Consider the following 25,062-nt stretch of genomic DNA (forward strand, 5'->3'; position numbering starts at 1 on the left):
CTGGCTCTGGCTCTGGCTCTGGCTCTGGCTCTGGCTCTGGCTCTGGCTCTGGCTCTGGCTCTGGCTCTGGCTCTGGCTCTAAGTGTGGGCGCTCTATTTCCAAATGCAATGGTTTTAATGCATCAAAATCTATTGCCCGACGCTCTGTTTTATCTTCATCAATAGATTGGTTTTTGTCTTCTTTAAACCAATCAATGACCTCGGACTGATTCTCACTTCCTTGGCGTCGGCCGCGGTCGGCAAAGCTATCACTAGCAAAGATTGATTCTTCTTCAGTGGAAATGTTTGATTTATTTTCTGTTGCAACAAGATCTGGAGCTGAAGATAAGTCTTTAGTAAACAAACTTTGTGACTCGTTTTCAGAGGACTCTTTATCCTGAGTTATATGTTTATCCTCTTGAGAAGCTTGGGAAAATAAAGAAGAAAAAGCTTGAAGCTCCTCCTGGGTGTCTTGTGATGACTCAACTTGCGGAGTATCACTGGCGACATCTTCATCAGACTCAAGCGGCTCTAACTCGCGCCCGTCATTTAACTCTGATGATGTCATTTCCAGCTTTTCAAACGCTTGCTTTTCCACATCACCATTCGAAAGCACTGTTTCTACAGATACTTCATCTGTATCAAAATGAGACCGATCCTCTCGATGGCGAGTAATATCCAAATTGTCTAATTCGTTAGTCACGTTTTCTGGGGAAGGTTCAACTTGATTCGCTGAAAAGTAGGAAAGAACAGATTGGCTTGACGGCTCATCATCAATCGCTTCAGGCGGTTCCGAAACGAGCTCTTTGATTTCTAATGATTGAGTATTTGACGCAAGTTCTGTTGTATTAGATTCTTCAGGTAAAGAGATTGTTTGATCCACAGTGGCATCAGAAGCTGTCTCTTGTGATGCTAATTCACTGTCAAGACGCTTTTCCATTGCCACCGCTTCAAGTTCTTCAGGGGCCTCTGAAGGCTCTTCGAGTTTGTGATCAACAAGTTTCTCACTTTCTAGCTGCAACCAACTACTGACATTTTCCCTAATACGGTCATCTCGTGACAATCCTTGATCACTGTCGTTACTGCGTTTTTTTTTCCAAAATAATGACATATAGAGAGACTCTAGTAGAAAGAAACGTTCAGAAATTCTGAACTAGATAAAAGAATAAAGAAATATAATACTATTATTAAACCGAGGCTAACGCATAACAACCTAAGGAAATAATTATGCTCTATGCAAAAGTCAACGAACAGGGAGCCATTATCGATGTAGCCCCCTTTCAAAATGAAGACTTCACTGTGCTGGTTTCTCCAAATGACCCTCATGTTGCGCAATTGCTAGCCTCCAAGCTAGACCAACAGTCTTCACAGGAACTCTTATCGTCATCTGATCAAGAAATGATGCGAATTCTAGAAGATTTAATCGATCTATTGACAGAAAAACACCTGATCCAATTCACTGAATTACCAATGGCAGCACAGAAGAAATTACTAAGTCGTAAGTTCGTCCGCGGTATTCATTCTGGTAACAACGACAATCTTATAGGTGATATTCGTGACGATGACGCTTTAATTTAAGCGCCATCGTCCTATAAAACTATTCAAAGGCTGTTGGACGTCCTACGCCATAACCTTGCACACCGCTTATATCAAATCGCTGCAACACTTCAACTTGTTTGTCTGTCTCAACACCCGTCGCAATGACATCTATATTTAAGCTGTTAAACATCTTACAAAGGGTATGCATGAAGAAGGATTCTGATTCCTTGCCAATTGCCAATTTAGTATAAGAAGGATCAACCTTGACATAATCAGGCATCAGCGTTTGTAAATATTGGAACGCAGAAAACTGTTTACCAACGTTATCAATACCAAACTTGACATCATGCCCCTTTAACGTTTGCGCCAATAAAAACGCATGATCTTCAGACGCTAACACACTTTGTTCAGAAACCTCAAAAGCCAGCAGCTGTTTCACTTTATCAGGTAAAGTAGTAAGTAATTTATCTAGCCAACTTACAAACGACATTTTGGCGTAAGCTGATGTTGACAGGTTGATAACAAAAGGCCCCTGGAGGTTAGTCGTCTTAACCATGTCGATAACATGCTCAATGATGACTTGGTCTACCCTTTCCCCCAAATCAAACTGCTCCGCCAAACCAATGAAGTAACCTGCATGATATTGCTTGCCTTCAAATTCTAAGCTGGCAAATAACTCTTGTTGTAACAATTTGTTACGATCATTCGCCGAGGCAACTGGCTGGCGTCGCAGCACAAAGCTGCGATGCTCAATGGCATATTCCAACATCTCTTTCCAAGCCATACGTCCAATCGCCATCTGTTGACCCATTTCCGAATCAAACACGCTAAACTGATTGGCGCCAGCTTGCTTCGCCGAACGCAACGCAGCATCCGCTTGCGCCATTGCATTGGAACGATCTACGGAATCATCGATAACAACGGCACCGATATTGGCCACGGATTCTGAATAACTGACACGCGATCCAGATAAGTCTTGCAAATCTAGCATGACTCCTGATACCAGCTCTTTTAAGCGCGCTATTTCAATATTCGGTACCAAGACAACAAAATCCGCCCCATTTAGACGGGCAAGTGTCGCGTTAGAGAAGCTGGACAAATGTGTTTCTAAAATATTTGCAGTACTGCGAATAAAGTTATCCGCCGCTTCATATCCCATTTCATTATTGATCTTAGCCAGGTCAATCAAACTCACCAACATCAAACCATCAGAAGTTCGGTCAGAGTCGGCAAAATGTGCAGATACCTGACTCTCAAAAAAGTTACGGTTTCCAAGACCGCTAACAGGGTCTTTAAAAGCCTTAGCTTGAAGCCACTGAGCCGTTTGTGCTTCAGCCGCAAATTCTCGTTCAAGCTTAGCCGCCATACGGTTCATTGATTCCACTACAGATTTCAGTTCGCGCGTTTTTGGTAACTTCTCCATCTGCACGAAACGACGTTGCTGAATCGCTTCCGCTTGTTTCTCTACTTCAGAAAGAGGTTTAAACAACCAGCGTAGTAATAGACCGCCTAGGGTGACCGCTGCAGCCCCGATAGCAAGAAAAGAGAGTAATAAGTCACGACTCGCCAACCAAAGCTGGTAGTAACCATACCCAGCACTTCCGGTGACATATACTTGTCCAAGCTCATTCCAGCCGTTAGAAATGACTGCATTCGCTGTTGGCACATCAAAGTCAATGGCATTGATAAACCAATTTGGTACGCCAGAAATCTTGGTAACATTAGAGCGCGCAATATCTTGATCCGTCGCGTAGGCATGGACACGGACCTCTGAAAAATAGCCACTGTCAAACACTGCGTTTACATAGCTTTCCACCGACACATAGTCATTTAATGCCATATAATCAGATACTTGCATACTTAGCGAGGTGGCGGAATCTTGCGTGGTCGAGCGTAACTGTTCAATCAAATAACTCTTGGTCGTTTGAAAGTTAATCGCCATAACGACCATAAGCATAAGAGACAGCAGCAAAACAATAGTCAAAAGTAATTGTCGAAAAAGTGTCACAGTAACTCTCCTAGCCATCTAAGTCCGTTAATCGATTGTTTAAGTCTGTCCATAAACTCAGACGAGACGAGCCTCCTACTAGCTGCCCTCGGCCTTTTTCTTTGGCCAACCATAAGTTCTCAGCGTTAAATGAATATATCGGCAATAAATCGTTACGCTGAATCGCAGGCTTGATGGTTTTATCAAGGTTATCCAGTAGCACAGGGACAGAGGTCGGGGTGTGATAGTAGGCAAGCACCATATGATGTTGGTTCAGTCTTAAGGCTTTAACGTATACTAACCTTAGCTTTGAATCAGGGACACCAAGCTCTCTTAATGCAAAATATTTGGCAATGGTAAAGTCTTCACAGTCACCGCCACCACTGCCAAGAAACTCAATGGGCGTAGCCCAGTAATCGTTTTTTCCCCAATGAACTTGGTCATCTACAAACTGCAACATATTAAAAAAGTTGTTTACATTTTGTAACTGTTGTCCGACGGTTAGCCCTCTAGATTCTTCAATGGTCCGGCGCCACGCCATAATGCGCAGCTCTGCCCGTGGTCCATATTGAGTTCCGATACGTTTGGCTAAATTAATGTATTTCTGAGAAATGTCAGCAATCAGCCAAGATGAAGCTCCCATCGCCGTCAGCAAAAGAGACAACGCCACCCCACAAGACAGCCAGCGAAGCACTCTCCGTAACATTAATAATGGAAACTTAATGGGCATGGTAGTATCAGTCAGCTGGAGCGTTTTTCGCAAAATCAGCCAATTGCTCTGAGGTTGCCTCATGCTGATACTTGGCTTTCCACTGCACATAAGGCTCTTTGTAGATCACTTCACGTGCTTGCTCGTAATCCATTTCAACACCACGTTCTTGAGCAGCCGCAGCATACCACTTACTTAAACAGTTACGACAGAAGCCTGCCAAATTCATTAGGTCGATGTTTTGCACATCTTTGCGCGCATCCAAATGCTCAACCAAACGACGAAAGGCTGCTGCTTGGACTTCTAATTCAGTTTGCTTATCCATAATGACCTCAATTAAGAGCGATGTTTATGCTCTTCTGGTTGCTTAGACCATTGTAGTGCGATTGCACTACTAAAGAAGTGTCTAATTTTAAAAATTTGTAAATCACCTAAACACTCCAATGCGTAAACGGCCGCTTCTAAGGTCGATAGCGCCTCGGAGTTAGGTGACTTTCGAATCTCGTAGTGTGAACTAGGCGCATGAGCAAACTTACCCACTCTAAACTGTGTTAGCCGCTCATCGACTAACAACATTTTCTTCGCCTTAGGCCAAGTACCATCCAGCAATACCAAATGCTTGATTGCTGAGGCTTCAGGCTGTTGCAATGCCTCCAACGCCACCGCCTGCTCACTTGGGTATAACAACAAAGTGTTGTCTAAGTTCACCATCGAGAAAAAAAACGACATTTGCTCGGCATCTGAAAAATTCACAATCCGAGTATTGGCATAGCATAAAGCAAATAAACGAGCACTGTTTTTAGCGTGCTTTGCTTCGTGCTTATCTTGGATAACCCATACCACTACGTCACCCGTCACCTTTTGAATAAGATGACAGACACACTGCCCTAATGGATAGTGACAGTGTGCGCAATGCAAGCGTTTCGTGGCTTGGCTCAAGCCAACTGCTCCAAGTATTTTTTCACTACCTTATCCCAGCCAAACTCCAGCGCTTCGACGGTCAATGCATGGCCAATGGATACTTCTGTGATACGCTTTTCACCACACAGTAAACCAACATTTTCAAGATCTAAATCGTGTCCGGCGTTTACACCCAGACCTGCATCAAGCGCTGCCTGAGCCGCTTCTTGATAAGTTGCATTCACTTGCTCTCGCTGATCCGTTGGATAAGCATTGGCATAGGCTTCAGTGTACAGCTCAACACGGTCCGCACCGACGCTTTTCGCCAGCGCCATATTTTCAGCGACAGGATCCATAAACAGCACTACACGAATGCCTTTTTCCTGCAGTTTAGCAATCACTGGACGCAATGCATCTTGGTCACGGCCAATGTTCCAGCCATGGTCAGAAGTGAGCTGATTTGGATCATCTGGCACCAAGGTGCATTGATCTGGCTCCACTTCTAACACCACTTCAAGAAACTTGGCATCTGGGAAGCCTTCAATGTTCAGCTCACGACCAGGATATTGCTTTAGTAGCTCTTTTAGATCGTAAGCATCGCGATAAGTAGCATGACGTTGATCTGGACGAGGATGAATGGTAATACCGAACGCACCGAGCTCCAGGGTACGTTGCGCCATGGTCAACATATTTGGGTAATCACGGCCGCGAGAATTACGTAACAGGCCGATCTTGTTTAGGTTTACACTTAGGTGGGTCATGGTACTTCCTATCAGTAAATTTACCCTCAAAGTATACGCGATAGCCCACGATAACTTTAAGAATTAAATTTTATGGATCAACCGCATAGCCACAGCTATGTTACAATTTCCCGCTACTTAAGGAGCTTATTGTGACCTACGAACCTTTTGACCATATTTATCAACGAGCGGTCACACGCTTTCAAAGCGAGTCACTGCTGCAAGCTAGCTTGGCTAACCCGAAAACACCTCAACAATTGCAAGACATCGGTGATGACCGCTGGCTCGCCGCATTCACACAAAAAGTCTTTCAGTCCGGTATGAACTGGCAGGTGGTGCGCAACAAATGGCCGAACTTTGAAACCACTTTCTTTGGTTTTGATATAGAGAAGATGCTCTTGATTCACGATGAGATGTGGGAAGAGAAGGCTAAAGACCCAAGCATTATTCGCCACCTTGGCAAAGTGATGACGATTCGTGATAACGCCATCATGATGTCTGAAGTTCAAGCCAAGCACGGTAGCTTTGCTAACTTCGTCGCCAACTTTCCGAGCGACAACATCATCGAACTTTGGCAGTACTTAAAAAAACATGGTGCACGTTTAGGTGGCAACACCGGCGCCTATACCTTACGTATTATGGGCAAAGATACTTTTCTATTGAGTAAAGATGTAGAAGGCTACCTTCGTCATCACGGTATTATGACGACTGGCCGCGATACTCAAACTGCCCTAAAAGCTGCCCAACAAGCCTTTAATCATTGGCACAAACAATCAGGCCTGCCCTACTGTCAGATCAGTCAGTGCATTGCCTACAGCGTTAACTAACGGAGACCTTATGGCTGACTTAACCATCGATATCGTTGCTGATCCCGTATGCCCTTGGTGTTACCTTGGCTACACTCGCTTAAAAGCTGCTATGGAGCATTTAGGTGATGACTTCCGCTTTGATATCCACTGGCTTCCTTTTGAACTACACCCAGACGTGCCAGCTTCAGGTGTTTCTCGATCACAATTTCTTGGTCAGAAGTTTGGTAGCCAAGAAAAACTCAACGAAGTCACCCATGCTCTACAAAATGTAGGCATTGAGGCAGGCCTTGAGTTTAACTTTTCTGATAAAGACGTGATCCCAAATACCAAGCTAGCCCATCAATTTATTGCCCAAGCTAGCCGCATGAGCCTTGCCACCCCGATGATGACGGCTCTGTTTTATGCCTACTTTACTAAAGGCGAAAACATTGGGGATCAAGAAATACTGATTCGTATTGCTAAAGAAGTAGGTTTGCAAGAAGAAGACATTGAAGACGCATTGTCGCGCGAAGCCGAACTATTGGTAGAAGAGAAAATGGAGCGCTTAGCACAATTGCAGATTCAATCGGTGCCTACCTACATCATTAACGAGAAATTTTTGGTACAAGGGGCTCACCCGCCTGAAACCTTTGCTGAGATACTCACCGATATTACCAAGGAAGATGGCGCTTAAGGCGCCATTTTTTATGTCTGATTCTCCCAATACACTCAAAGCAAAACTATCAAAAGAAAGATTTAGATAAATTATTTTTTATTGATAACAATTATCATCACGAATAAAATCACCCTTAAATAGTATTGAGAGTGATTTTCATTTTATGTACGTTTGTCTTTGCAATGCCGTATCAGATAAAGCGATTAAGAAGTCAATTGCTAATGGCGCGACCACTATGCGCGATCTTTACCGTGAGCATAATCTGGGTAACCAGTGCGGAAAATGCTGTAAAGATGTGAAAGGAATTCTAAACGAGGAGCTCCTGAAACTAGCAGACGAACTCCTCGTTCAAGTGGCTTAGTCGATCGACGACTCGCCCATTTGTGACTGTAGGTAGTTTTGCAGGCCTGCAGTCTTAATCAAGCTTTGCTGCGTTTCTAACCAATCAATCTGCTCTTCCTGCTCGTCTTGGATTTTCTCCAATACTTCACGACTGATAAAGTCTTTCTTCGCTTCACAGATTTTGATACCCGCCTGCAAATCAGGCAAAGTCGCCATCTCAAACACTAAGTTTGAATCAATCATTTCTTGAGCGTCTTCACCAATACGTAAACGACCTAAGTCTTGTAGATTGGGCAAACCTTCTAGAAACAAAATACGCTCAATCAAACGGTCAGCGTTTTTCATCTTTTGAATTGATGTTTTGTAATCCGCTTTATCGAGCAACTCAAAGCCTTGATCTTTAAACATACGTGCATGTAAAAAGTATTGATTAATGCCCACCAATTCATTCGCCAGCACCTTGTTTAAGCTGGCAACTACGTCACGATCACCTTTCATAACAACTCCTGCTTACATCTGCGATTGAATGTAGTTTTGCTCACCAATGGTATCCATCAGTCGTAGTTGTTTTTCCAACCAGTAAACGTGATCTTCTTCCGTATCAAACAGCAATTTCTCAAGCATCTCACGTGTTTGATAATCACCTTCTTGTTCACATGTCGCAATCACTTCACGTACAGCTTCCACTACTTCTAACTCAAGCGTTAGGTCATTCTGCATGATTGAACGAACATCCGTACCCACCAGCAAATCACGGCGTTTCGTTAGGCAAGGCGTACCTTCTAAGAACAAAATACGCTTAATCAACCAGTCACAGTGGTCTTTCTCTTCGTCCATCTCATGGTTTAAGCGCTCGTAAAGTTTGCTCAAGCCCATGTCTTCATACATACGTGAATGAATAAAGTATTGATCGATTGCCGCTAGCTCGTTTTCCAATAGCGCATTCATGCTATCGATGACTTTCTGACTACCTTTCATCCGAGTATTCCTCTTTTTGTAATCGCTACTTAAACGTAGCATGAATTTAATCTTGCGCGAGTGATGATTATAACCCTTACAACTCGCTAGATTTCCCTTCGCCCACTCTGACTTCTAATTGATCGATACGTTGGAAACCGCGTGGTAGTTTTAAACCGCGGCGGCCACGCTCACCAATATAATCTATCAACTCTTTTTCAGTAAAAGAGGTAAATCGTTTACCGCTGTGTGCTAGTAAGAGATCATCAGGCTGAATTGATGCCATTGCACAAACCCATTCTTCACGATCCTTCGCTCGCGTCGACGAGATGCTTAACATCTTATTCCCCTTACCTTTGGCCATTTGCGGTAAAGAAGCCACACTAAACGCTAACATACGCCCTTCATTTGAAACCACAACGGCACGGGCTGTTTCAGGATCCGCAATCTTCACCGGCGGTAAAACCTCAGCATTGGTCGGTAGGCTTAAAGTGGCTTTACCGGCTTTGTTCTTAGCATGCAAATCGCCTAGTTTAGAGACAAAGCCGTAACCCGCATCCGAGCCCACTAAGTAATAGGCATCATCATTATCCAGTGCTGCTGCGACAATATGTGTGTCTTTCTCTAAACTAATACGCCCAGTAATTGGCTCACCTTGGCCACGCGCAGAAGGCAACGTATGGGCTTTTAAAGAGTAAGTACGACCATTGGACGCAAACAACACCAAAGTCTGGTTTGAGCGGCCTTTTGTTGACAACAAAAACTCATCGCCGGATTTATAACTCAAGCCACGCTCATCGATATCATGACCTTTGGCTGCACGGATCCAACCTTGCTTCGACAGCACCACGGTAATCGGATCATTGGATAATAAATCTTCTTCGCTAAACGCTTGCGCTTCTCTACGCTCAATGATGGGCGTGCGTCGCTCATCACCGAAGTCATTAATAGCCCCTTCAATCTCACCGATGATCAATTTCTTCAACTTGGCATCAGATGCTAGGTAGGCTTCTAATTGCTGACGTTCTTTTTCAAGTTCATCTTGCTCTGCTCGAATGCGCATTTCTTCAAGCTTCGCCAAGTGACGCAATTTCAACTCAAGAATGGCTTCCGCCTGCGTGTCCGTTAGACTAAATCGCTCCATTAGCACCGGCTTTGGTTTATCCTCGTTACGGATAATTTCGATCACTTCATCGATATTCAGAAACGCGATCAATAAACCCTCAAGGATGTGTAGACGGTTTAGCACCTTATCCAAGCGGTACTGGATACGCTTACGTACTACCCCGATACGAAAACGTAGCCATTCACTGATAAAAGTCGTCAGTGGTTTAACCTGTGGCAAGCCATCGAGGCCAATCACGTTCATATTGACGCGATAGGATCTTTCTAAATCCGTGGTAGCAAACAAGTGCGTCATCACACCTTCTACATCGACACGGTTGGATTTTGGCACGATTACCAAGCGGGTTGGGTTTTCATGATCAGACTCGTCACGTAAATCCACCACCATCGGCAATTTCTTGGCCTGCATTTGCGCGGCGATTTGCTCTAGAATTTTGCTGCCCGAAACTTGGTGAGGCAGTTCATAAACAACGATCTCCCCCTCTTCTACTTGGTAACGGGCACGAGCCTTCACCTGCCCTTTACCGGTTTCGTAAAGTTTGCGGATGTCGCTACGAGGAGTGATGATTTCACCACCAGTAGGGAAATCTGGTCCTTGTACGTACTCTAATAGATCATCCAGTTCGGCTTTAGGATGCTTGAGCATGTGAATACATGCTTGGCCCACTTCACGCAGATTGTGTGGGGGAATATCCGTCGCCATACCAACAGCAATACCCGTTGTGCCGTTCAACAGCAAGTTGGGGAGACGAGCAGGCAGAACAGCAGGCTCATCCAACGTACCATCGAAATTGGGCATCCAATCGACTGTGCCTTGGTTTACTTCTTTTAGCAGCACGTCTGCGTACTTTGATAGACGTGACTCAGTGTAACGCATAGCGGCGAAGGATTTCGGATCATCTGGCGCGCCCCAGTTCCCCTGACCATCCACTAATGGATAGCGGTAAGAGAAAGGCTGCGCCATCAATACCATGGCTTCATAACAGGCACTGTCACCATGAGGGTGGAATTTACCTAATACATCCCCGACGGTACGCGCCGACTTCTTATATTTTGCGGTGGCTTTTAAACCCAGCTCACTCATGGCATACACAATACGGCGTTGTACCGGTTTCAATCCATCGCCTATATGCGGTAACGCTCGATCCAAAATGACGTACATGGAGTAGTTAAGATAAGCTTTCTCCGTGTAGTCTTTTAGAGAAAGCGTTTCATTGGCTTCAAAGTTAGTCATGTCACTCAAAAGCGTTGTCCTTTCTTAAACAGGGAAGTAGGCAAAAAGCCTAAACATTTCGATAACTTAAATATTGCCACCTACTATAATCAGGCACCATTTACCCTGCAACCGTTGTGCGATATGAAATGGAGATTAGTCGTTTTTTTATTTCCGATGTACACTGATTAACATCAGTGTTAAGACAGGGCCCGTCAATGAAAGCAACATTTGGTCAAGATAGCTGGCAAAACATTGTCCATCATTCAGATATCTTACGTGTCTATGAAGTACAGCTATCCATGAATGAGCATGCTAACCATAATTTTTGCTTTCCTTTTGACAGCTTATTGACCGTTGCGGATGGTCAAATTTTTCTCGAATCCCCGATTGAAGAAACCAGCCTAAAAGCCAATCAAGCCGTGTGGTTAAGTCATAACCAAGCTATTCGATGCGTTGCAGTGTCCCCGTTAGCCCGACTCTTTGTCGTTGTATTTAACGGTCAAAATACACGACACCAAGATCGCTTTGAGCGTTTTGCTAGCGGCACGGAGCATAAACATGAGCTCGCCAGCGGCGTCACCCATTGGCGAGTTGAGAATAAGGAATTTGGTAAAATTGAATGGGTCATGCTACCAGCTCTATATAAAGAGCCCATCCACTATTTGAAAGAGTCGGAAGAGTTTATTTTACCTTTAAATCACGATCATTCGCTTTGCGTTGCTTTTGAAGACCAAGACTTGTTGGCTATCGGGGAAAGCGGTTTGGTTATCTCTCCAGGTCAATGCCGAAGTCTTGTCAATAGCGCCAACAAGCCAATCACGTATCTAAGTATCATAACCCCCTACCCGAAACACAGCCGGATACTAAAGTTAAAGGCCCATCACTCTTAAATTAGCGCAGGGTAAGTGCCGTGAGGACATGATCTTCCCACTGACCATTAATTTTGAGGTAATTGCGCGCCATACCTTCTTTTTCAAAATTTAAACGCGCCAACACTGCCGCACTCTTTTGGTTACGAGGAATATAGCAAGCCTGTATGCGATCAATATTCAGCTCATTAGAAACATATTCAATGCCGGCTTTTAGACATTCCTGCATGTAACCTTGGCCTTGAAGATCTTGTGCCAAGCTGTAGCCTAAAAAGCATGACTGAGACACGCCTCGTACAAATTGCGAATAATTACTGTATGCCAACATGCGTTCCTGTTTTGGATCAAGCAAACACAGCACACACCCCCGATCTTCAATAAAATCACGACGCATTTCTTTGATACGTAAACGACAAGTGTCTTCTGTGTAAAATTCCTCCGTACGCAGCGGCTCCCATGCGGCAAGATGGTCACGCTGCTCATTGACATAGGCTTTCAACAGTCCCACGTCATCAAGGTCCAACAACTTTAACACTCCCCTAGGGGTTTTTATCGCAGGAAAGCGAGCGTTGTCGCGCCAACTTTGAGGATTCAAAACCACCTTCTCCTTACACACTTCTACCAACTTCAAACTGTAACGATCAAACCAAAATTGACTGCCAATTGACAAGGTTCGAGTCATCATGGTGTGGCTCATCCACGCCTCAGCTTGGGACTTTTCACGCCAATAAAATGCCAGCTTGGAGCCTTCTTCAATAGCCCATTCAGAATATAAAAAGCCGTCTTGCTCTGCTGCCAACTCAATGACTTTCTCAGTCATCACGCGATACATAATATCGTCACGCAAAGTCGAGGTATCAAGACAAACAGCGTAATATGGAGTCGCAAATTCATTGTCCATGTAGACTTCCTTTAGACATTTGATAAATGATGAACCGAGACTCACTCAGATTGACTATACTATAGCAAGCTGAGATTAAGGATGACGAGCTAAGTCTTGGCTAGGCTGATATCTCGTGGCGTATTGTTACAGCCTGATTACCGATTAGCTCCACATACATTTGGTACTTTTCCCCCTTAGCACCAGATACGGACAGCTTCTTTGCCCGCCAGCATAATAATGGCGGGCTTTTTATGCTTTCAATTCTAGAAGGCATAAAAAAAGCGAGGCGCATTACACTGCCTCGCTTTTTTCGTCACTGTGAAACAGACTTAAGAAACGCGCTCACCGTGGGCTTGTTTGTCCGCATGGTACGAAGAGCGTACCAATGGGCCACAGGCTGCGTGTTTAAAGCCAAGTTCTTTCGCCACTTGCTCGTAGCGTTCAAATTCTTCTGGATGCACAAAGCGATCCATTGGGAAGTGATGCTTTGAGGGTTGCAAGTACTGACCAATCGTTAGCATGTCAACGTTGTGAGCACGCAGGTCTTTCATCACTTCGACGATTTCTTCAAAGGTTTCACCCATACCGACCATCAAACCTGATTTAGTCGGTACGTCTGGGCAACGCTCTTTAAATTTCTTCAACAGATCTAGTGACCACTGGTAGTCCGAACCTGGGCGAACCTGACGGTACAAACGTGGGATCGACTCTAGGTTATGGTTGAAGACATCTGGTGGCGCAATTTCAAGAATATCCAATGCCACATCCATACGACCACGGAAATCTGGTACTAGGGTTTCAATCTCGATATTTGGGCTTTGCGCTCGGGTCTCGCGGATACAGTCAACAAAGTGTTGCGCACCACCATCACGAAGATCATCACGGTCAACTGAGGTGATGACCACGTATTTCAAACGCATATCACGGATCGCTACCGCCAGCTCTTTTGGCTCATCTTCGCTTAGAGCATTCGGACGACCATGTGCCACATCACAGAACGGACAACGACGAGTACAAATATCGCCCATGATCATAAAAGTCGCGGTGCCGTTAGAGAAACATTCACCAAGGTTCGGACAGTTCGCTTCTTCACACACGGACGCCAATTTATGCTCACGTAGTGTGCTCTTAATACGAGCAATCTCTGGAGAAGCAGGCATGCGTACGCGCAACCAGTCTGGCTTGCGTGGAATTTCTTCCGTTGGGATAACTTTTACAGGGATACGGGCCATTTTATCGGCACCGCGCAGTTTTTCACCCTGCACAACTCGCTTTTGCTGAGTAGTCATTCTTATTCACCCTTGTTGGATAATCGGATGAGAGTATCCGAGACGTTCAGCCAATACGTTTGCCAGCTGAACTTTAACTTGCGCCATCTTGGTTTCAGGCTGCAAGCGCTTCATATCAATCATCTGTAGACCTTGATAGCCACACGGATTAATGCGTAAAAATGGGGACAAATCCATATCAACATTTAATGCCACGCCATGGAACGAGCAGCCTCTTCGTACTCTCAACCCCAAAGAGGAAATCTTCATACCATTCACGTAAACACCCGGTGCATCCGGCTTGGGGTAAGACTCAATGCCATGCTGCTTGCAGACATCGACAATGGAGTTTTCGATAAGCGTGACCAGATCACGTACACCAATCCCTAAACGCTTTAGGTCAATCATGATGTAAGCGATCAACTGACCTGGGCCATGATAGGTCACTTGGCCTCCACGGTCAGCTTGGATTACTGGAATATCGCCAGCGGCCAGCAAGTGCTCTGCTTTACCTGCCTGCCCTTGGGTAAACACAGGAGGATGTTCCAATAACCAAATTTGATCAGGGTCTTCTTTGGTTCGGACTTGGGTGAAGTCTTTCATCTTCTCCCAAGTGGATTCATAAGGCACTAGGCCGAGATCGCGACAAAGGATAGCGTCTGGCATCAATTACATGACCATCTTAACGGCTTCGACCACCATAAGATCTTTGTGCAAGCGTGCCAATTGATCTTCGCTTTCAGCATTGATACGGAAGCTAAAGCTGACAAAGCGTCCTTTGGAAGAGACATTTTTGTTGATCGATGATTCATCAAAGTCAGGTGCGTGTTTTAGCACGCACTCAACCACTTGAATATGAGTATCATCACTGTCCATCGCGACAACTTTAATCAGGTAGTCAGCGCAAGGAAACTCGATTTTAGGGGCACCGGGAGCATCCTTGTCAACCACACCTTGTTTATTAATTAAAGCCATTTTTTGAATTACCGTATTTTAAAACAAGTTCATAAAGAACAATTTTACTTTGTCAAATAGACGCTTGAAGAAGCCACCCTCTGCAACTGGCTCTAGTGCCACTACATCGCGTTCAAGAAGGGTATTTTCAGGCGTCCCAACAATGATCTTACCTAGCACATCACCTGCAGAGATTGGGGCTTCGATCTCAGACTTCAACTCTAGCGATGCAGGAATTGAGTCGGCATTTTGACGCGGCATGGTCACAAGAACATCTTCAGCAAAACCAACTTTTACGCTGTCCACTTCACCGCCCCAAACACGGGCATCACTTAGCACTTGGCCAGCACTGTAAAGCTTACGAGTTTCGTAGTAACGGAAACCAAAGTTAAGAAGTTTTTGCGTTTCAGAAGCACGGGCTTCATCTGAGTTGGTTCCCATCACAACCGCAATCAAACGTGTACCATTACGTACCGCAGAAGCCGCTAAACAGTAGCCAGCCGCTTCCGTGTGGCCTGTTTTAAGACCATCAACGGTATCATCACGCCATAACAATCGGTTACGGTTTGGCTGACGAATGTCGTTGTAAGTGAAGTATTTCTCAGAATACATTTTGTAGTTTTCTGGAAAATGGATAATCGTCGCACGGGACAACAAAGCTAGATCATAAGCACTTGAGTAGTGATCTTGTGCTGGGAACCCTGTTGAGTTGACAAAATGCGAGTTATTCATACCAAGTAACTTCGCATGTTGGTTCATCAAATCCGCAAACGCCGCTTCGCCACCTGCAATGTGCTCGGCGACAGCAACACTGGCATCATTACCAGATTGGATGATAATGCCGCGCATCAAGTCTTCTAGAGCAACTTGCGTCCCTTCTCGAATAAACATTCGAGAGCCTTCCATACGCCACGCTTTTTCACTGATCGTTACTTTATCATCAAACGAAATGTTGCCTTTCGCCAATTCAAACTCTGTGATGTAAGCTGTCATCAGCTTAGTCAGGCTTGCTGGAGGTAACTCCTCACGACTATTATGTTCAACCAGCACATCGCCAGTATAAGCATCCATAAGTACGTAGCTGCTGGCTGAAAGCTGTGGTGGAGCCGGAATCAAGGAAGGTGCGGCATGCACCAATGAAGTCATTAAAGAAATGGTAAATATAAAAAGCGATAACAGTCGTTTCATAGTTTTAAACGTCTTAGTCAAATCCGTGAGGCCTGCATGATACTAAAGGGAGCTTTGAATCTCTAGCCTAGTTAAAGTTTACTCTAGGGAGCTAACGCGACTTTTACACTTTTGCCAAAGCCGGCTTGCTCCAATTTCTGTTGCCACGTTTGCAACATTTGGTCATTTTCATAAGGCCCAACCACCACCTTATAAAGTCCATCCGGTGCATGCACCACTTCGATACTGATCGCTGTATCAAAGCTTTCAAACAGTCGTTGCTTTAAATTACGCGCAGATTCTTGCTTTGAAAAAGCACCTAATTGTAAATGACTGAACAGCAGATCGTTAGCCGGAGCCGACTCTGGAACAGAGGCTTTAGAAATGGCCGGAACGGGTGCAGAGGCCGCTACAGGAGTGACGGCTACGGGTGTGCGTGCATTTGACACTTGATAACGCTCACCGAGCTTAGGCGTAATAGCCTCTACTCGTACTCGAGCTAACCCCTTTTTGTGGTATCCCAAACGTGCCGCCGCCGCATAGGATAAATCAATCAAACGATCGCCGTGAAATGGCCCGCGGTCATTCACGCGAACGATGACTGAGCGTTGGTTATCAAGGTTGGTAACTTTTAAATACGTTGGGAGTGGCAAAGATTTATGCGCAGCAGAAAAGGCATACATGTCATAAGTTTCCCCATTTGAGGTTCTATGTCCATGAAATTTCTGACCGTACCAAGATGCCGTTCCTTCTGCCTTATAGCCGGATGCGGAATCCATCACATAATATTTCTTACCCCACACTTCATAGGGTGACTTATTACCGCCACGGCTCTTTGGCTCGTATTTCGGAATCAAGTCCGGTAGATGATCGACCTTAATATCGCCGCTCGGTGCATGGTCTTGCAAAATACTGTAGCGACCACCGCCGGAAGCTTTCTCGTAATCAATCGAATCACGGCCATTAATATGATCAGTGCTGGCACAACCAGTCAAACCGACGGCTGTTATTAAACCCAGCCACTTAGTCACCTTCATGCTGTGCAATCCTATTTGCTAATTCTAAAACGGACATGGCGTAACGGCGACTAGGGTTGTAGTCCATGATGGTGAAGAAATTATCATAAGCCAGCCAATAATCCAGCTCTGTTTCACTTTCACGCAAACCAATCAAACCCGCTTTACCAGCAGTGTAGTTTGTTGTTGCCCACACGCCTTTAGCGCCCCATTCATTCATCGTATGTAACGGAGCACGGCCTTTATTCACCAATTCTTTAACATCCTCAGGCTTATCCACACGAGCAGTCACTGCTGCGATCTGTTTATATTTCCAGCCATGATGACGTAAGTAATTGGCTATACTGCCAATTGCATCGGCTTCGGACCCCCAAAGGTCTACCCGCCCATTTTGATCGTAGTCAACCGCTAGCTTCATATAGTTACTGGGCATAAACTGCACCATCCCTAACGCCCCGCTATAGGAGCCTTTAGTCTCCCCTAGTCGCCAGCCTTGGTTACGCGCCAGCAACAGATAGGCCTCTAATTCGCTCTTGAAATAACTTCCACGTCGTGGATAGTCAAACGACAAGGTGGTTAAAGAAGTAAACACATCGCGATTGCCAGTGACCTTACCATAGGCGGTTTCCACACCAATCAAAGCCACGATAATTTGCCAATCGACACCGTAATCCTTTTCCACTTTGTCTAACCATTGCTTATTACGCTTCGCAAAAGCAACCCCTTGTTGGACACGCACAGGGTCAATAAAGTTCGCTCTATACTTGTGATATGGCACCAATACTTCTGGTTGATTATCGGATTTGGTAATCACTTGCTCACGTTTATAAGTATTTGTGAACATTTGCGTAAGAAGTTCGCGATCGTAATTGTGCTTTGAGCCCATGTCGTCGATGAACTGACGTACCTCTGGAAGCTCAATATAGGGTAGCGTTTGAATTGTTTCCGTTGCCGTTGCCGTTGTCTTTGCTTCAACCTGATTGTTTACAGTTGAGCAACCATACAACCCCAACACTAAACTTAAGGCCAACACTCTTGAATACATTACCTTGCCCTTTTATGAGTTTGAATCGACATTAAAATCCCGAATGTCGCCATGATGGTAATGATTGAGGTACCACCATAGCTCACTAGAGGTAACGGTACACCGACAACCGGTAAGATCCCAGAGACCATGCCAATATTTACAAACATGTACACAAAGAAGGTTAAAGTAATACTGCCCGCCAATAATCGGGCATAGTTATCTTCCGCATTGGCGGCGATATATAAACCACGAGCAATCACCAGCAGATAGGCACACATCAGCAAAGCACAGCCCAACATGCCAAACTCTTCCGCCAACACGGCAATGATAAAGTCGGTATGACTTTCCGGCAGGAAGTTTAGCTGTGCCTGTGTACCTTCCAAATAGCCTTTGCCATAAAGACCACCAGAGCCAATAGCAGTTTTAGACTGAATAATATTCCAACCCGAACCTAGAGGATCACTTTCAGGATTTAGAAAGGTCAGCACTCGCTGTCTTTGGTAGTCATGCATCACATGCCACAAACTGTAGGCCGCTGCTGGGGCAACCGCTGCTGCTCCAAGAATATAACGCCAGCCGATACCCGCCAAAAACAGCGCAAAAATACCGGACACCCCTACCAACAAAGCAGTTCCCAAGTCAGGCTGCTTCGCCACCATCAAAGAAGGCACCGCGATGATCACTAACACCGTCACTATTTCTTTCAAGGAGGGAGGCAAGGGACGGTTAGCAAAATACCAAGCCACCATCATTGGCATAACAATTTTCATTAACTCGGAAGGCTGAAAACGTGGTCCTCCCGGAATCTGTAGCCAGCGTTGAGCACCTTTCGCACCGACACCAAACAACAAAACACCAACAAGTAAGGCGACGATAACAACAAATAAGAATGGCGAGGCTCGGCGCATATATTTGGGGGGCAACTGGGCAAGTATCAAACATATCACCATGCCGACCCCTAGACGAAAGATCTGGCGTTCTACCATCTCTACATCTTGTCCTGATGCCGAATAGAGGATAGTTAAACCTCCAGCCATGAGTAGCAATAGCGCCATCAAGAGCAATACATCGACGTGCGTTAATCGCCATAAGCGGGCATTGGTAAATGCAATGATGCGCTCATAATATGGCATATTCATCGGCCTTGCTCCTTGAAGTAATCATACTCAGCAGGATAGTTGTCGTATAAATAGGCATCGAACAATGCTTTGGTTAGATCGGCTGGCTTAGCACTACTTCCGCCGTTTTCAAAAATGGCGAATACCGCAATCTTAGGATCGTCTGCTGGGGCAAAACCAATAAACAAAGCATGGTCATGCAGACGTTTATCTAGACTATTGGCGTCGTACTCTTGGTCATCCGCCAAACTAAATACCTGGCCTGTCCCAGTTTTTCCGGCAATTTTATACTCAGTACCTTGCAAGCGGCGCCCAGTACCATGAGCATCGGTAACGACTTTTTCCATCGCTACAACCATACGCTCCCAGTTACGCTGATCCTTTAGGGTAATCTTATGCTCAACCCCTTCATTGTCTTCAAAGGTCGCAGGCATATCATTGATGGTTTGAACCATGCGTGGGTAATACATATGGCCACGGGCAGCCATGGCCGCGTTGGCCGTTGCAATTTGAATCGGCGTTGCCACCATAAAGCCCTGACCAATGCCCACGTTTACCGAATCCCCCGGATACCAAGGCTCTTTATAACGGGCTTTTTTCCATTCATTCGACGGCAGCAAACCTGAACTCGCACCATTAAGGTCCAGAATGGAAGATTGACCGAAACCGAACTTACTCAAAAAGGTGTGAATTGGGGTAATACCCATTTTATTAGCCAGTTGGTAATAATAAGTATCGACGGACTCGATAATAGATCGTTCTAGGTCTATCCAACCATGACCGCCGCGCTTCCAATCTCGATAACGGCGACCATTAGGGTTAATTTGATAATAGCCACGGGCATAGTATTGTTCCGTCCATGAAGCAAAACCGTACTCCAGACCTGCCAGTCCCATAAACGGTTTGATGGTGGAAGCTGGCGGATAACCGCCGCGCAACGCCCTATTAAAAAGAGGAAGACGCTTGTCATCACGTAGGTCTGCATATTGAGCCACAGAGATACCGCGAACAAAGAGGTTGGGATCAAAGCCAGGCTTTGACACCATGGCTAGTACCCCACCATTATTTGGATCAATGGCGACCACTGAGCCTTTATAATTGCCCAATAAATCGTAGGCATACTGCTGTAAGCGAGCATCCATATACAGATGCAAATTTTGCCCTGGCGTTGGGTTCTGCCGTTCAATTTCAGACATGATGCGCCCACGCGCATTCACTTCAACTTTTGAAATACCGGGCTTACCAAACAAAGTGGATTCGTAGTATTCCTCAACACCGGTTTTACCAATGAATAATGCACCTTGATAAGCTAAGCGATCCACACGCTCTAAATCCTTAGAGGTAATACGACCGACATAACCAATGGCGTGAGCAAACGCCTCTCCATACGGATAATAGCGAGTTAATTGGGCTTCAACTTGAACGCCATCTAGCTTGTACAAATCAACCGAAACACGTGACCATTCTTCGTCAGTCAGCTGCGTTTTCAGGGTAATCGATTGATACGGTCGCCGATAGTCCTTTAAGCGATCTTCGTAGTCGGCCCACTCCTCCTCCGTAATCTCGATCAGAGGATTGAGCAGAGCCTTTAATTCGGGAAGACGCGCAGCACGCTCTGGAATGACCGTTAAGCTGTGTATCGGGCGATTATCAGCTAACACCACACCATTGCGGTCATAAATAAGCCCCCTAGGCGGCGGCTCAGTGACAAGCATGACACGATTATCATCGGCTTTGGTTTGATAGAGTTCATACTCCATCACCTGTAGATAGAATAAGCGTGCCATCAAAACGCCAACCAATAACAACACAAAAATGGCAGCAACGATTACCCTACGCTTGGTTAGGGCATGTTCCTGACGGTAGTTACGAAAGACTTGTTGATGCTTGCCCAAAACAGAACCCTAGCGGTGGTATGGGTGATTATTCATAAGTGTCCAAGCACGGTAAATCTGCTCGGCCAATAGAATGCGTACCATAGGATGAGGCAAAGTAAGCTTGGACAGTGACCAAGCCTGATCGGCACGGGCAGTACAACGCGGATCTAAGCCATCTGGACCACCTACTAGCAAGGAAATATTGTGGCCATCCATGCGCCACTGTGCAGTTTGCTCCGCTAGCTGTTCAGTGCTCCAAGTCTTGCCCAGCACTTCAAGGGCGATAACTTTGTCACCAGCGGGAATCGCAGCTAACATTGCATCGCCTTCTTTTTGGATAGCTTTGGCAATGTCGGTATTTTTACCACGAGGTGACATCTGAAGCTCAACAAGCTCTAACGAGAAATCCTTGGGTAAACGCTTAGCGTACTCTTCGTAGCCTTCGATTACCCATTTTGGCATTTTCGTACCAACTGCAATCAATCTAACACGCATTTCTAAGCCTTAACGTTTCTCTGGTTTGATATCCCAAAGTTTTTCAAGGTCATAGAATGAACGCGCTTCTTCAGTCATTACGTGAACGACGACGTCATATAGATCAACAAGCACCCAATCGCTGCCCATATCACGACCTTCACTGCCTAGCGGCTGTAGTCCTTTGCTTTTCGCGTGTTCAACCACGTTTTGACCTAAAGAATTCACGTGACGCTTAGATGTACCCGTACAGATGACCATGTAATCCATCATGTCGGTTAGTTCGCTAACGTTAAGTACCGTGATGTTATCGCCTTTAATATCCTCTAGTGATTCGACAGCAATTTCGAGAATTTGATCGGCAGATAATTGAGTTTGGCTCATAGTTTCGGATAACCCTATTTATATAAAGAATTCGCTTCAATGAAGCGTTGTATTGTTTCTGGAACCAAGTAGGCTATAGACGCTTTTTTGCGACAAAGGTTTCGTACTTGGCTAGATGAAATCGCAAGAGGCGTAAAGCTTTGCATCCAAATTTTACCAGCGGGCGCGCATTGTAACTCAGCCGCGCTCTCCGCTCGATGTTTTTCATAAAAAGACTCTAAGGCTGAGATAAAATCTGGCTCCCAGCCCGGTCTTGAGATCACTAATATGTGAGCAACGTCGATCAACTCTTGCCAACGCGCCCATGTGGGTAAAGACAAGAAACTATCCATCCCCACCACCATAATCAGTGGCTCCTCTTGACCCAGTTCTTCACGCAACTGGATTAAGGTATCAATGCTATAACTGCGCCCTTCACGAAGAATCTCCCGTGCATCCACATGTAAACGTGAATCCGCCTGAATACCAAGCTCGACCATTTTCAGACGTTGCTCAGCGCTCACACTAGGCTCCCCTTTATGCACTGGTTGGTAACAAGGGATTAAACGCAACGTTTTAAATTGGAAGGCATCGAGAATATCGACCGCAGAACGCAAATGGCCGTGGTGAATGGGATCAAATGTCCCACCCATCACGACCGTTCCTTTTTGTATTGCATTAGGTAAATCAGTTGTCACGGGTGTGACCATCCCCTAATACCACATATTTTTGGCTGGTTAGACCGATCAGACCCACCGGACCACGGGCATGAATTTTATCAGTAGAAATACCAATCTCAGCACCTAATCCGTATTCGAAACCATCCGCAAACGCGGTTGACGCGTTTACCATCACAGACGAGGAATCCACTTCAGCCATGAAAGATCGTGTCTTAGAATAGTTTTGCGACACAATCGCATCAGAGTGATGCGATCCATATTTATTGATATGGGCAATCGCCTCATCCATATCAGTAACAATCTTAATAGAAAGCTTTGGCGCTAGATATTCTGTGTACCAGTCTTCTTCCGTTGCCGGAGCCGTTTCGATGATTGCACGAGTTTGCTCACAGCCCACAAGTTCAACACCTTTTTCAGCTAACGCATCGGCTAAGCGAGGCAGAATCTCTTTCGCTACTGCAGCATTTACCAACAAAGACTCCATGGCATTACATACGCCATAACGACGAGTTTTCGCATTCATGGCGATTTTGAAGGCTTTATCTAAATCCGCTTCATCATCAATGTACACATGGCAATTACCATCAAGGTGCTTGATAACTGGAACGCGGGCATCTTTACTGATGCGTTCGATCAGACCTTTACCACCACGTGGCACAATTACATCGACAAATTCTGGCATCGAAATCAATAGACCGACAGCCTCACGATCAACCGTATTGATCACCTGTACCGCATCTTCAGGCAAGCCTGCCGTTGTAAGGCCAGACTGAACCGCGTCGGCAATGGCTTGGTTTGAGTAAAACGCTTCACTACCGCCACGAAGAATGGTCGCATTACCTGACTTCAAGCAAAGGCTAGCGGCATCAATGGTGACATTCGGACGTGATTCATAAATGATACCAATCACACCTAGCGGCACACGCATTTTGCCAAGTTGAATGCCAGATGGGCGATACACCATATCAGTAATTTCACCCACTGGATCAGGCAACGAAGCTACTTGCTTCAAGCCTTCAATCATGCCATCGATACGAGCATCATTTAGCTCTAAACGATCAAGTAGCGCAGCCTCAAGACCTTTTAGTTTACCGTTTTCCAGATCCTTAGCATTCTCTTCTTTCAATCGAGGTCGTGCGTGCTCCAAAGCATCAGCCATTGCAAACAAGGCTTTGTTTTTTTGCTCTGTGGTAGCACGAGTCAATTGGCGTGACGCAGCACGAGCCTTTTGACCAACTTCGTTCATGTAAGATTCTAAGGACATTATTTGCTCTCTTCTTTATCCAGCGATGTCTTTTCCCTTAATGGGACGCTATAAAAATAGATAAACGGTATACTAACACATCTTATTCAATCTGATTCTCAAATATTCAACGTCATAACGATTAATTTAACCATGACCAGTACATTTCAATTCCAGCAAGTCGGCGTCGTTCACTCGTGTTACAAACAAAAATTTGGCATACCTCGTCAGCCAGGTCTGGTCACCGAAGCATCCGGCTCAATTGAGCTATTGCCACCCTTTAACCGCCTTGATGTATTAGATGGCCTAGATGGCTTTTCTCATATCTGGGTACATTTCATCTTTCATGAGTGTATGACCGATAACTGGAAAGCAAAAATTCGCCCTCCACGTCTAGGCGGCAAAGAAAAAATGGGCATTTTTGCCACAAGAGCTACCCATCGCCCCAACCCATTAGGATTGTCTGTAGTGGAAGTAAAAGCTGTACGCAAAGAAGGCAATCGTGTCTTTATTGACATTATTGGCGCCGACCTTTTAGATCAAACACCAGTGGTAGATATTAAACCTTACCTACCCTATGCGGATGCACTGCCGGAAGCCAAAGGCGGCTTCGCCCCACTGCCAACCACCTTAAAAACCGTCAAGTTTTCAGAACTGGCAATTCAGCAAGCGAACCACTATAAAGAAACCTATCATAGAGATTTAATTACACTAATTGAGCAAGTCATTGGACAAGATCCGCGCCCATCCTATTTGGTAGGATCAGAAGGTCGCAACCATGGAAACCAATTGTGGAATGCTAATATCAAGTGGACGGCAAAAACGGATCACTTCCTCGTCATCCAAATAGAATTTCCCGTAGGTGAGCCCCATGAACAAGTCAAAGATGCTTAATGCTTACAAGACTGTGAATAACTTAAAAAAACCTCAGACAACTGAGGCCCACTCAGATCAAAGCACCGCTAGGCTTTATCGCTCAGAATACGATGAAAAGTTGATAAAAGACTACCATTTCGCCAAGTTTCAGAAGAATTTGGACCAGATTCAGAACAACCCTGAAGTAGCGAAATTATTAGAAAAACCTGAGTGGAATGAAGAAGATATAAAAACACTATTGGCCTCATTTCGCTAACGAAAGAGCTATACCCACGTTTATCCACATCTT

General features: G+C 45.2%; 29 protein-coding genes. 7 read left to right on the top strand and 22 right to left on the bottom strand.

Translation table 11 applies throughout. The annotated features are described in order from the left end of the window. A partial coding sequence (locus ASC49_RS19940) for a hypothetical protein (protein WP_211261998.1) occupies nt 1-1,090 on the bottom strand: 1,090 nt, incomplete at its 3' end. Between the two features lie 116 nt (nt 1,091-1,206). On the opposite strand from ASC49_RS19940, the gene ASC49_RS00930 reads away from it, so the two are divergent. Next, nucleotides 1,207-1,557, top strand: coding sequence for a hypothetical protein (locus ASC49_RS00930; RefSeq protein ID WP_055461331.1), 351 nt, complete (start codon nt 1,207-1,209; stop codon nt 1,555-1,557). Nucleotides 1,558-1,576: 19 nt separating this feature from the next. Here ASC49_RS00930 and ASC49_RS00935 read toward each other — a convergent pair whose 3' ends face one another. The 5 genes from ASC49_RS00935 to ASC49_RS00955 are packed head-to-tail and all read right to left on the bottom strand — an operon-like array spanning nt 1,577 to nt 5,875. Next, nucleotides 1,577-3,526 (bottom strand): EAL domain-containing protein, encoded by a 1,950-nt coding sequence (locus ASC49_RS00935; RefSeq protein WP_055461332.1) that lies wholly within the window; start codon nt 3,524-3,526, stop codon nt 1,577-1,579. A 10-nt stretch (nt 3,527-3,536) separates the two neighbouring features. Next, a complete protein-coding gene (locus ASC49_RS00940) occupies nt 3,537-4,235 on the bottom strand; it encodes a transglutaminase-like cysteine peptidase (protein ID WP_407067166.1) in 699 nt (232 codons plus the stop codon). A 7-nt stretch (nt 4,236-4,242) separates the two neighbouring features. Next, a complete protein-coding gene (locus ASC49_RS00945; RefSeq protein ID WP_055461333.1) occupies nt 4,243-4,539 on the bottom strand; it encodes a DUF1244 domain-containing protein in 297 nt (98 codons plus the stop codon). Nucleotides 4,540-4,550: 11 nt separating this feature from the next. After that, nucleotides 4,551-5,153 carry a tRNA-uridine aminocarboxypropyltransferase gene (locus ASC49_RS00950; RefSeq protein ID WP_055461334.1) on the bottom strand — a complete coding sequence of 201 codons (603 nt, stop codon included), beginning with the start codon at nt 5,151-5,153 and terminating at the stop codon, nt 4,551-4,553. Further along, nucleotides 5,150-5,875 carry a pyridoxine 5'-phosphate synthase gene (locus tag ASC49_RS00955; protein WP_055461335.1) on the bottom strand — a complete coding sequence of 242 codons (726 nt, stop codon included), beginning with the start codon at nt 5,873-5,875 and terminating at the stop codon, nt 5,150-5,152. Before ASC49_RS00955 ends, ASC49_RS00950 begins: the two co-directional genes overlap by 4 nt. A gap of 131 nt (nt 5,876-6,006) precedes the next feature. On the opposite strand from ASC49_RS00955, the gene ASC49_RS00960 reads away from it, so the two are divergent. From ASC49_RS00960 to ASC49_RS00970, 3 genes are all read left to right on the top strand, one after another. After that, nucleotides 6,007-6,681 (top strand): DNA-3-methyladenine glycosylase I, encoded by a 675-nt coding sequence (locus tag ASC49_RS00960; RefSeq protein ID WP_055461336.1) that lies wholly within the window; start codon nt 6,007-6,009, stop codon nt 6,679-6,681. A 10-nt stretch (nt 6,682-6,691) separates the two neighbouring features. Beyond that, nucleotides 6,692-7,336, top strand: coding sequence for a DsbA family oxidoreductase (locus ASC49_RS00965; protein WP_055461337.1), 645 nt, complete (start codon nt 6,692-6,694; stop codon nt 7,334-7,336). A gap of 145 nt (nt 7,337-7,481) precedes the next feature. After that, complete coding sequence (locus ASC49_RS00970; RefSeq protein WP_055461338.1) at nt 7,482-7,679, top strand: (2Fe-2S)-binding protein; 198 nt, start codon at nt 7,482-7,484, stop codon at nt 7,677-7,679. Here ASC49_RS00970 and bfr (ASC49_RS00975) read toward each other — a convergent pair. The 3 genes from bfr (ASC49_RS00975) to parC form a co-directional block, all read right to left on the bottom strand. Further along, on the bottom strand, nt 7,676-8,158 hold the full coding sequence (bfr, locus tag ASC49_RS00975) for a bacterioferritin (RefSeq protein ID WP_055461339.1): 483 nt from the start codon (nt 8,156-8,158) through the stop codon (nt 7,676-7,678). The genes ASC49_RS00970 and bfr (ASC49_RS00975) overlap by 4 nt on opposite strands. Before the next feature lie 12 nt (nt 8,159-8,170). Further along, nucleotides 8,171-8,638 carry a bacterioferritin gene (gene bfr / locus ASC49_RS00980; RefSeq protein ID WP_055461340.1) on the bottom strand — a complete coding sequence of 156 codons (468 nt, stop codon included), beginning with the start codon at nt 8,636-8,638 and terminating at the stop codon, nt 8,171-8,173. A gap of 76 nt (nt 8,639-8,714) precedes the next feature. Next, nucleotides 8,715-10,985: a DNA topoisomerase IV subunit A gene (gene parC, locus ASC49_RS00985; RefSeq protein ID WP_055461341.1), complete on the bottom strand. Its 2,271-nt coding sequence runs from the start codon at nt 10,983-10,985 to the stop codon at nt 8,715-8,717. Nucleotides 10,986-11,173: 188 nt separating this feature from the next. Here parC and ASC49_RS00990 point away from each other — a divergent pair, with 188 nt between their 5' ends. Continuing rightward, nucleotides 11,174-11,848: a hypothetical protein gene (locus tag ASC49_RS00990; protein ID WP_055461342.1), complete on the top strand. Its 675-nt coding sequence runs from the start codon at nt 11,174-11,176 to the stop codon at nt 11,846-11,848. Between the two features lies 1 nt (nt 11,849). Here the strand turns inward: ASC49_RS00990 and ASC49_RS00995 are convergent, their stop codons facing one another. The 13 genes from ASC49_RS00995 to ASC49_RS01055 form a co-directional block, all read right to left on the bottom strand. After that, nucleotides 11,850-12,728, bottom strand: a complete 879-nt coding sequence (locus ASC49_RS00995) for a GNAT family N-acetyltransferase (RefSeq protein ID WP_055461343.1) — start codon at nt 12,726-12,728, stop codon at nt 11,850-11,852. Nucleotides 12,729-13,039: 311 nt separating this feature from the next. Continuing rightward, nucleotides 13,040-13,999 carry a lipoyl synthase gene (lipA, locus tag ASC49_RS01000; RefSeq protein WP_055461344.1) on the bottom strand — a complete coding sequence of 320 codons (960 nt, stop codon included), beginning with the start codon at nt 13,997-13,999 and terminating at the stop codon, nt 13,040-13,042. 6 nt (nt 14,000-14,005) lie between these two features. Next, nucleotides 14,006-14,644 carry a lipoyl(octanoyl) transferase LipB gene (gene lipB / locus ASC49_RS01005; protein WP_055461345.1) on the bottom strand — a complete coding sequence of 213 codons (639 nt, stop codon included), beginning with the start codon at nt 14,642-14,644 and terminating at the stop codon, nt 14,006-14,008. Between the two features lie 3 nt (nt 14,645-14,647). Further along, complete coding sequence (locus ASC49_RS19945; protein WP_055461346.1) at nt 14,648-14,953, bottom strand: YbeD family protein; 306 nt, start codon at nt 14,951-14,953, stop codon at nt 14,648-14,650. An 18-nt stretch (nt 14,954-14,971) separates the two neighbouring features. Continuing rightward, the gene (locus ASC49_RS01015) at nt 14,972-16,120 is read right to left on the bottom strand and encodes a D-alanyl-D-alanine carboxypeptidase family protein (protein ID WP_055461347.1); all 1,149 of its coding nucleotides are present in this window, start codon (nt 16,118-16,120) and stop codon (nt 14,972-14,974) included. 83 nt (nt 16,121-16,203) lie between these two features. Next, nucleotides 16,204-17,136 carry a septal ring lytic transglycosylase RlpA family protein gene (locus ASC49_RS01020; RefSeq protein WP_055461348.1) on the bottom strand — a complete coding sequence of 311 codons (933 nt, stop codon included), beginning with the start codon at nt 17,134-17,136 and terminating at the stop codon, nt 16,204-16,206. Continuing rightward, entirely contained in the window at nt 17,123-18,160 is a 1,038-nt protein-coding gene (gene mltB, locus ASC49_RS01025; RefSeq protein WP_055461349.1) for a lytic murein transglycosylase B, read from the bottom strand. The genes ASC49_RS01020 and mltB overlap by 14 nt, the downstream gene beginning before the upstream one ends. Then, entirely contained in the window at nt 18,160-19,281 is a 1,122-nt protein-coding gene (gene rodA, locus ASC49_RS01030; protein ID WP_055461350.1) for a rod shape-determining protein RodA, read from the bottom strand. Before rodA ends, mltB begins: the two co-directional genes overlap by 1 nt. Next, a complete protein-coding gene (gene mrdA, locus ASC49_RS01035; protein ID WP_055461351.1) occupies nt 19,278-21,155 on the bottom strand; it encodes a penicillin-binding protein 2 in 1,878 nt (625 codons plus the stop codon). The genes rodA and mrdA overlap by 4 nt, the downstream gene beginning before the upstream one ends. A 9-nt stretch (nt 21,156-21,164) precedes the next feature. Then, a complete protein-coding gene (gene rlmH / locus ASC49_RS01040) occupies nt 21,165-21,632 on the bottom strand; it encodes a 23S rRNA (pseudouridine(1915)-N(3))-methyltransferase RlmH (protein WP_055461352.1) in 468 nt (155 codons plus the stop codon). Nucleotides 21,633-21,641: 9 nt separating this feature from the next. Then, a complete protein-coding gene (rsfS, locus tag ASC49_RS01045; protein WP_055461353.1) occupies nt 21,642-21,995 on the bottom strand; it encodes a ribosome silencing factor in 354 nt (117 codons plus the stop codon). 14 nt (nt 21,996-22,009) lie between these two features. Next, complete coding sequence (nadD, locus tag ASC49_RS01050) at nt 22,010-22,672, bottom strand: nicotinate-nucleotide adenylyltransferase (protein WP_245624597.1); 663 nt, start codon at nt 22,670-22,672, stop codon at nt 22,010-22,012. Beyond that, a complete protein-coding gene (locus tag ASC49_RS01055; protein WP_055461355.1) occupies nt 22,662-23,918 on the bottom strand; it encodes a glutamate-5-semialdehyde dehydrogenase in 1,257 nt (418 codons plus the stop codon). The genes nadD and ASC49_RS01055 overlap by 11 nt, the downstream gene beginning before the upstream one ends. A gap of 132 nt (nt 23,919-24,050) precedes the next feature. On the opposite strand from ASC49_RS01055, the gene tsaA reads away from it, so the two are divergent. Continuing rightward, nucleotides 24,051-24,791: a tRNA (N6-threonylcarbamoyladenosine(37)-N6)-methyltransferase TrmO gene (gene tsaA, locus ASC49_RS01060; RefSeq protein ID WP_055461356.1), complete on the top strand. Its 741-nt coding sequence runs from the start codon at nt 24,051-24,053 to the stop codon at nt 24,789-24,791. Then, entirely contained in the window at nt 24,769-25,029 is a 261-nt protein-coding gene (locus tag ASC49_RS01065) for a hypothetical protein (protein WP_055461357.1), read from the top strand. Before tsaA ends, ASC49_RS01065 begins: the two co-directional genes overlap by 23 nt. Nucleotides 25,030-25,062 lie beyond the last annotated feature (33 nt).

This window comes from Marinomonas fungiae (genome assembly GCF_001418205.1).
In the GTDB taxonomy this organism is placed as follows: domain Bacteria; phylum Pseudomonadota; class Gammaproteobacteria; order Pseudomonadales; family Marinomonadaceae; genus Marinomonas; species Marinomonas fungiae.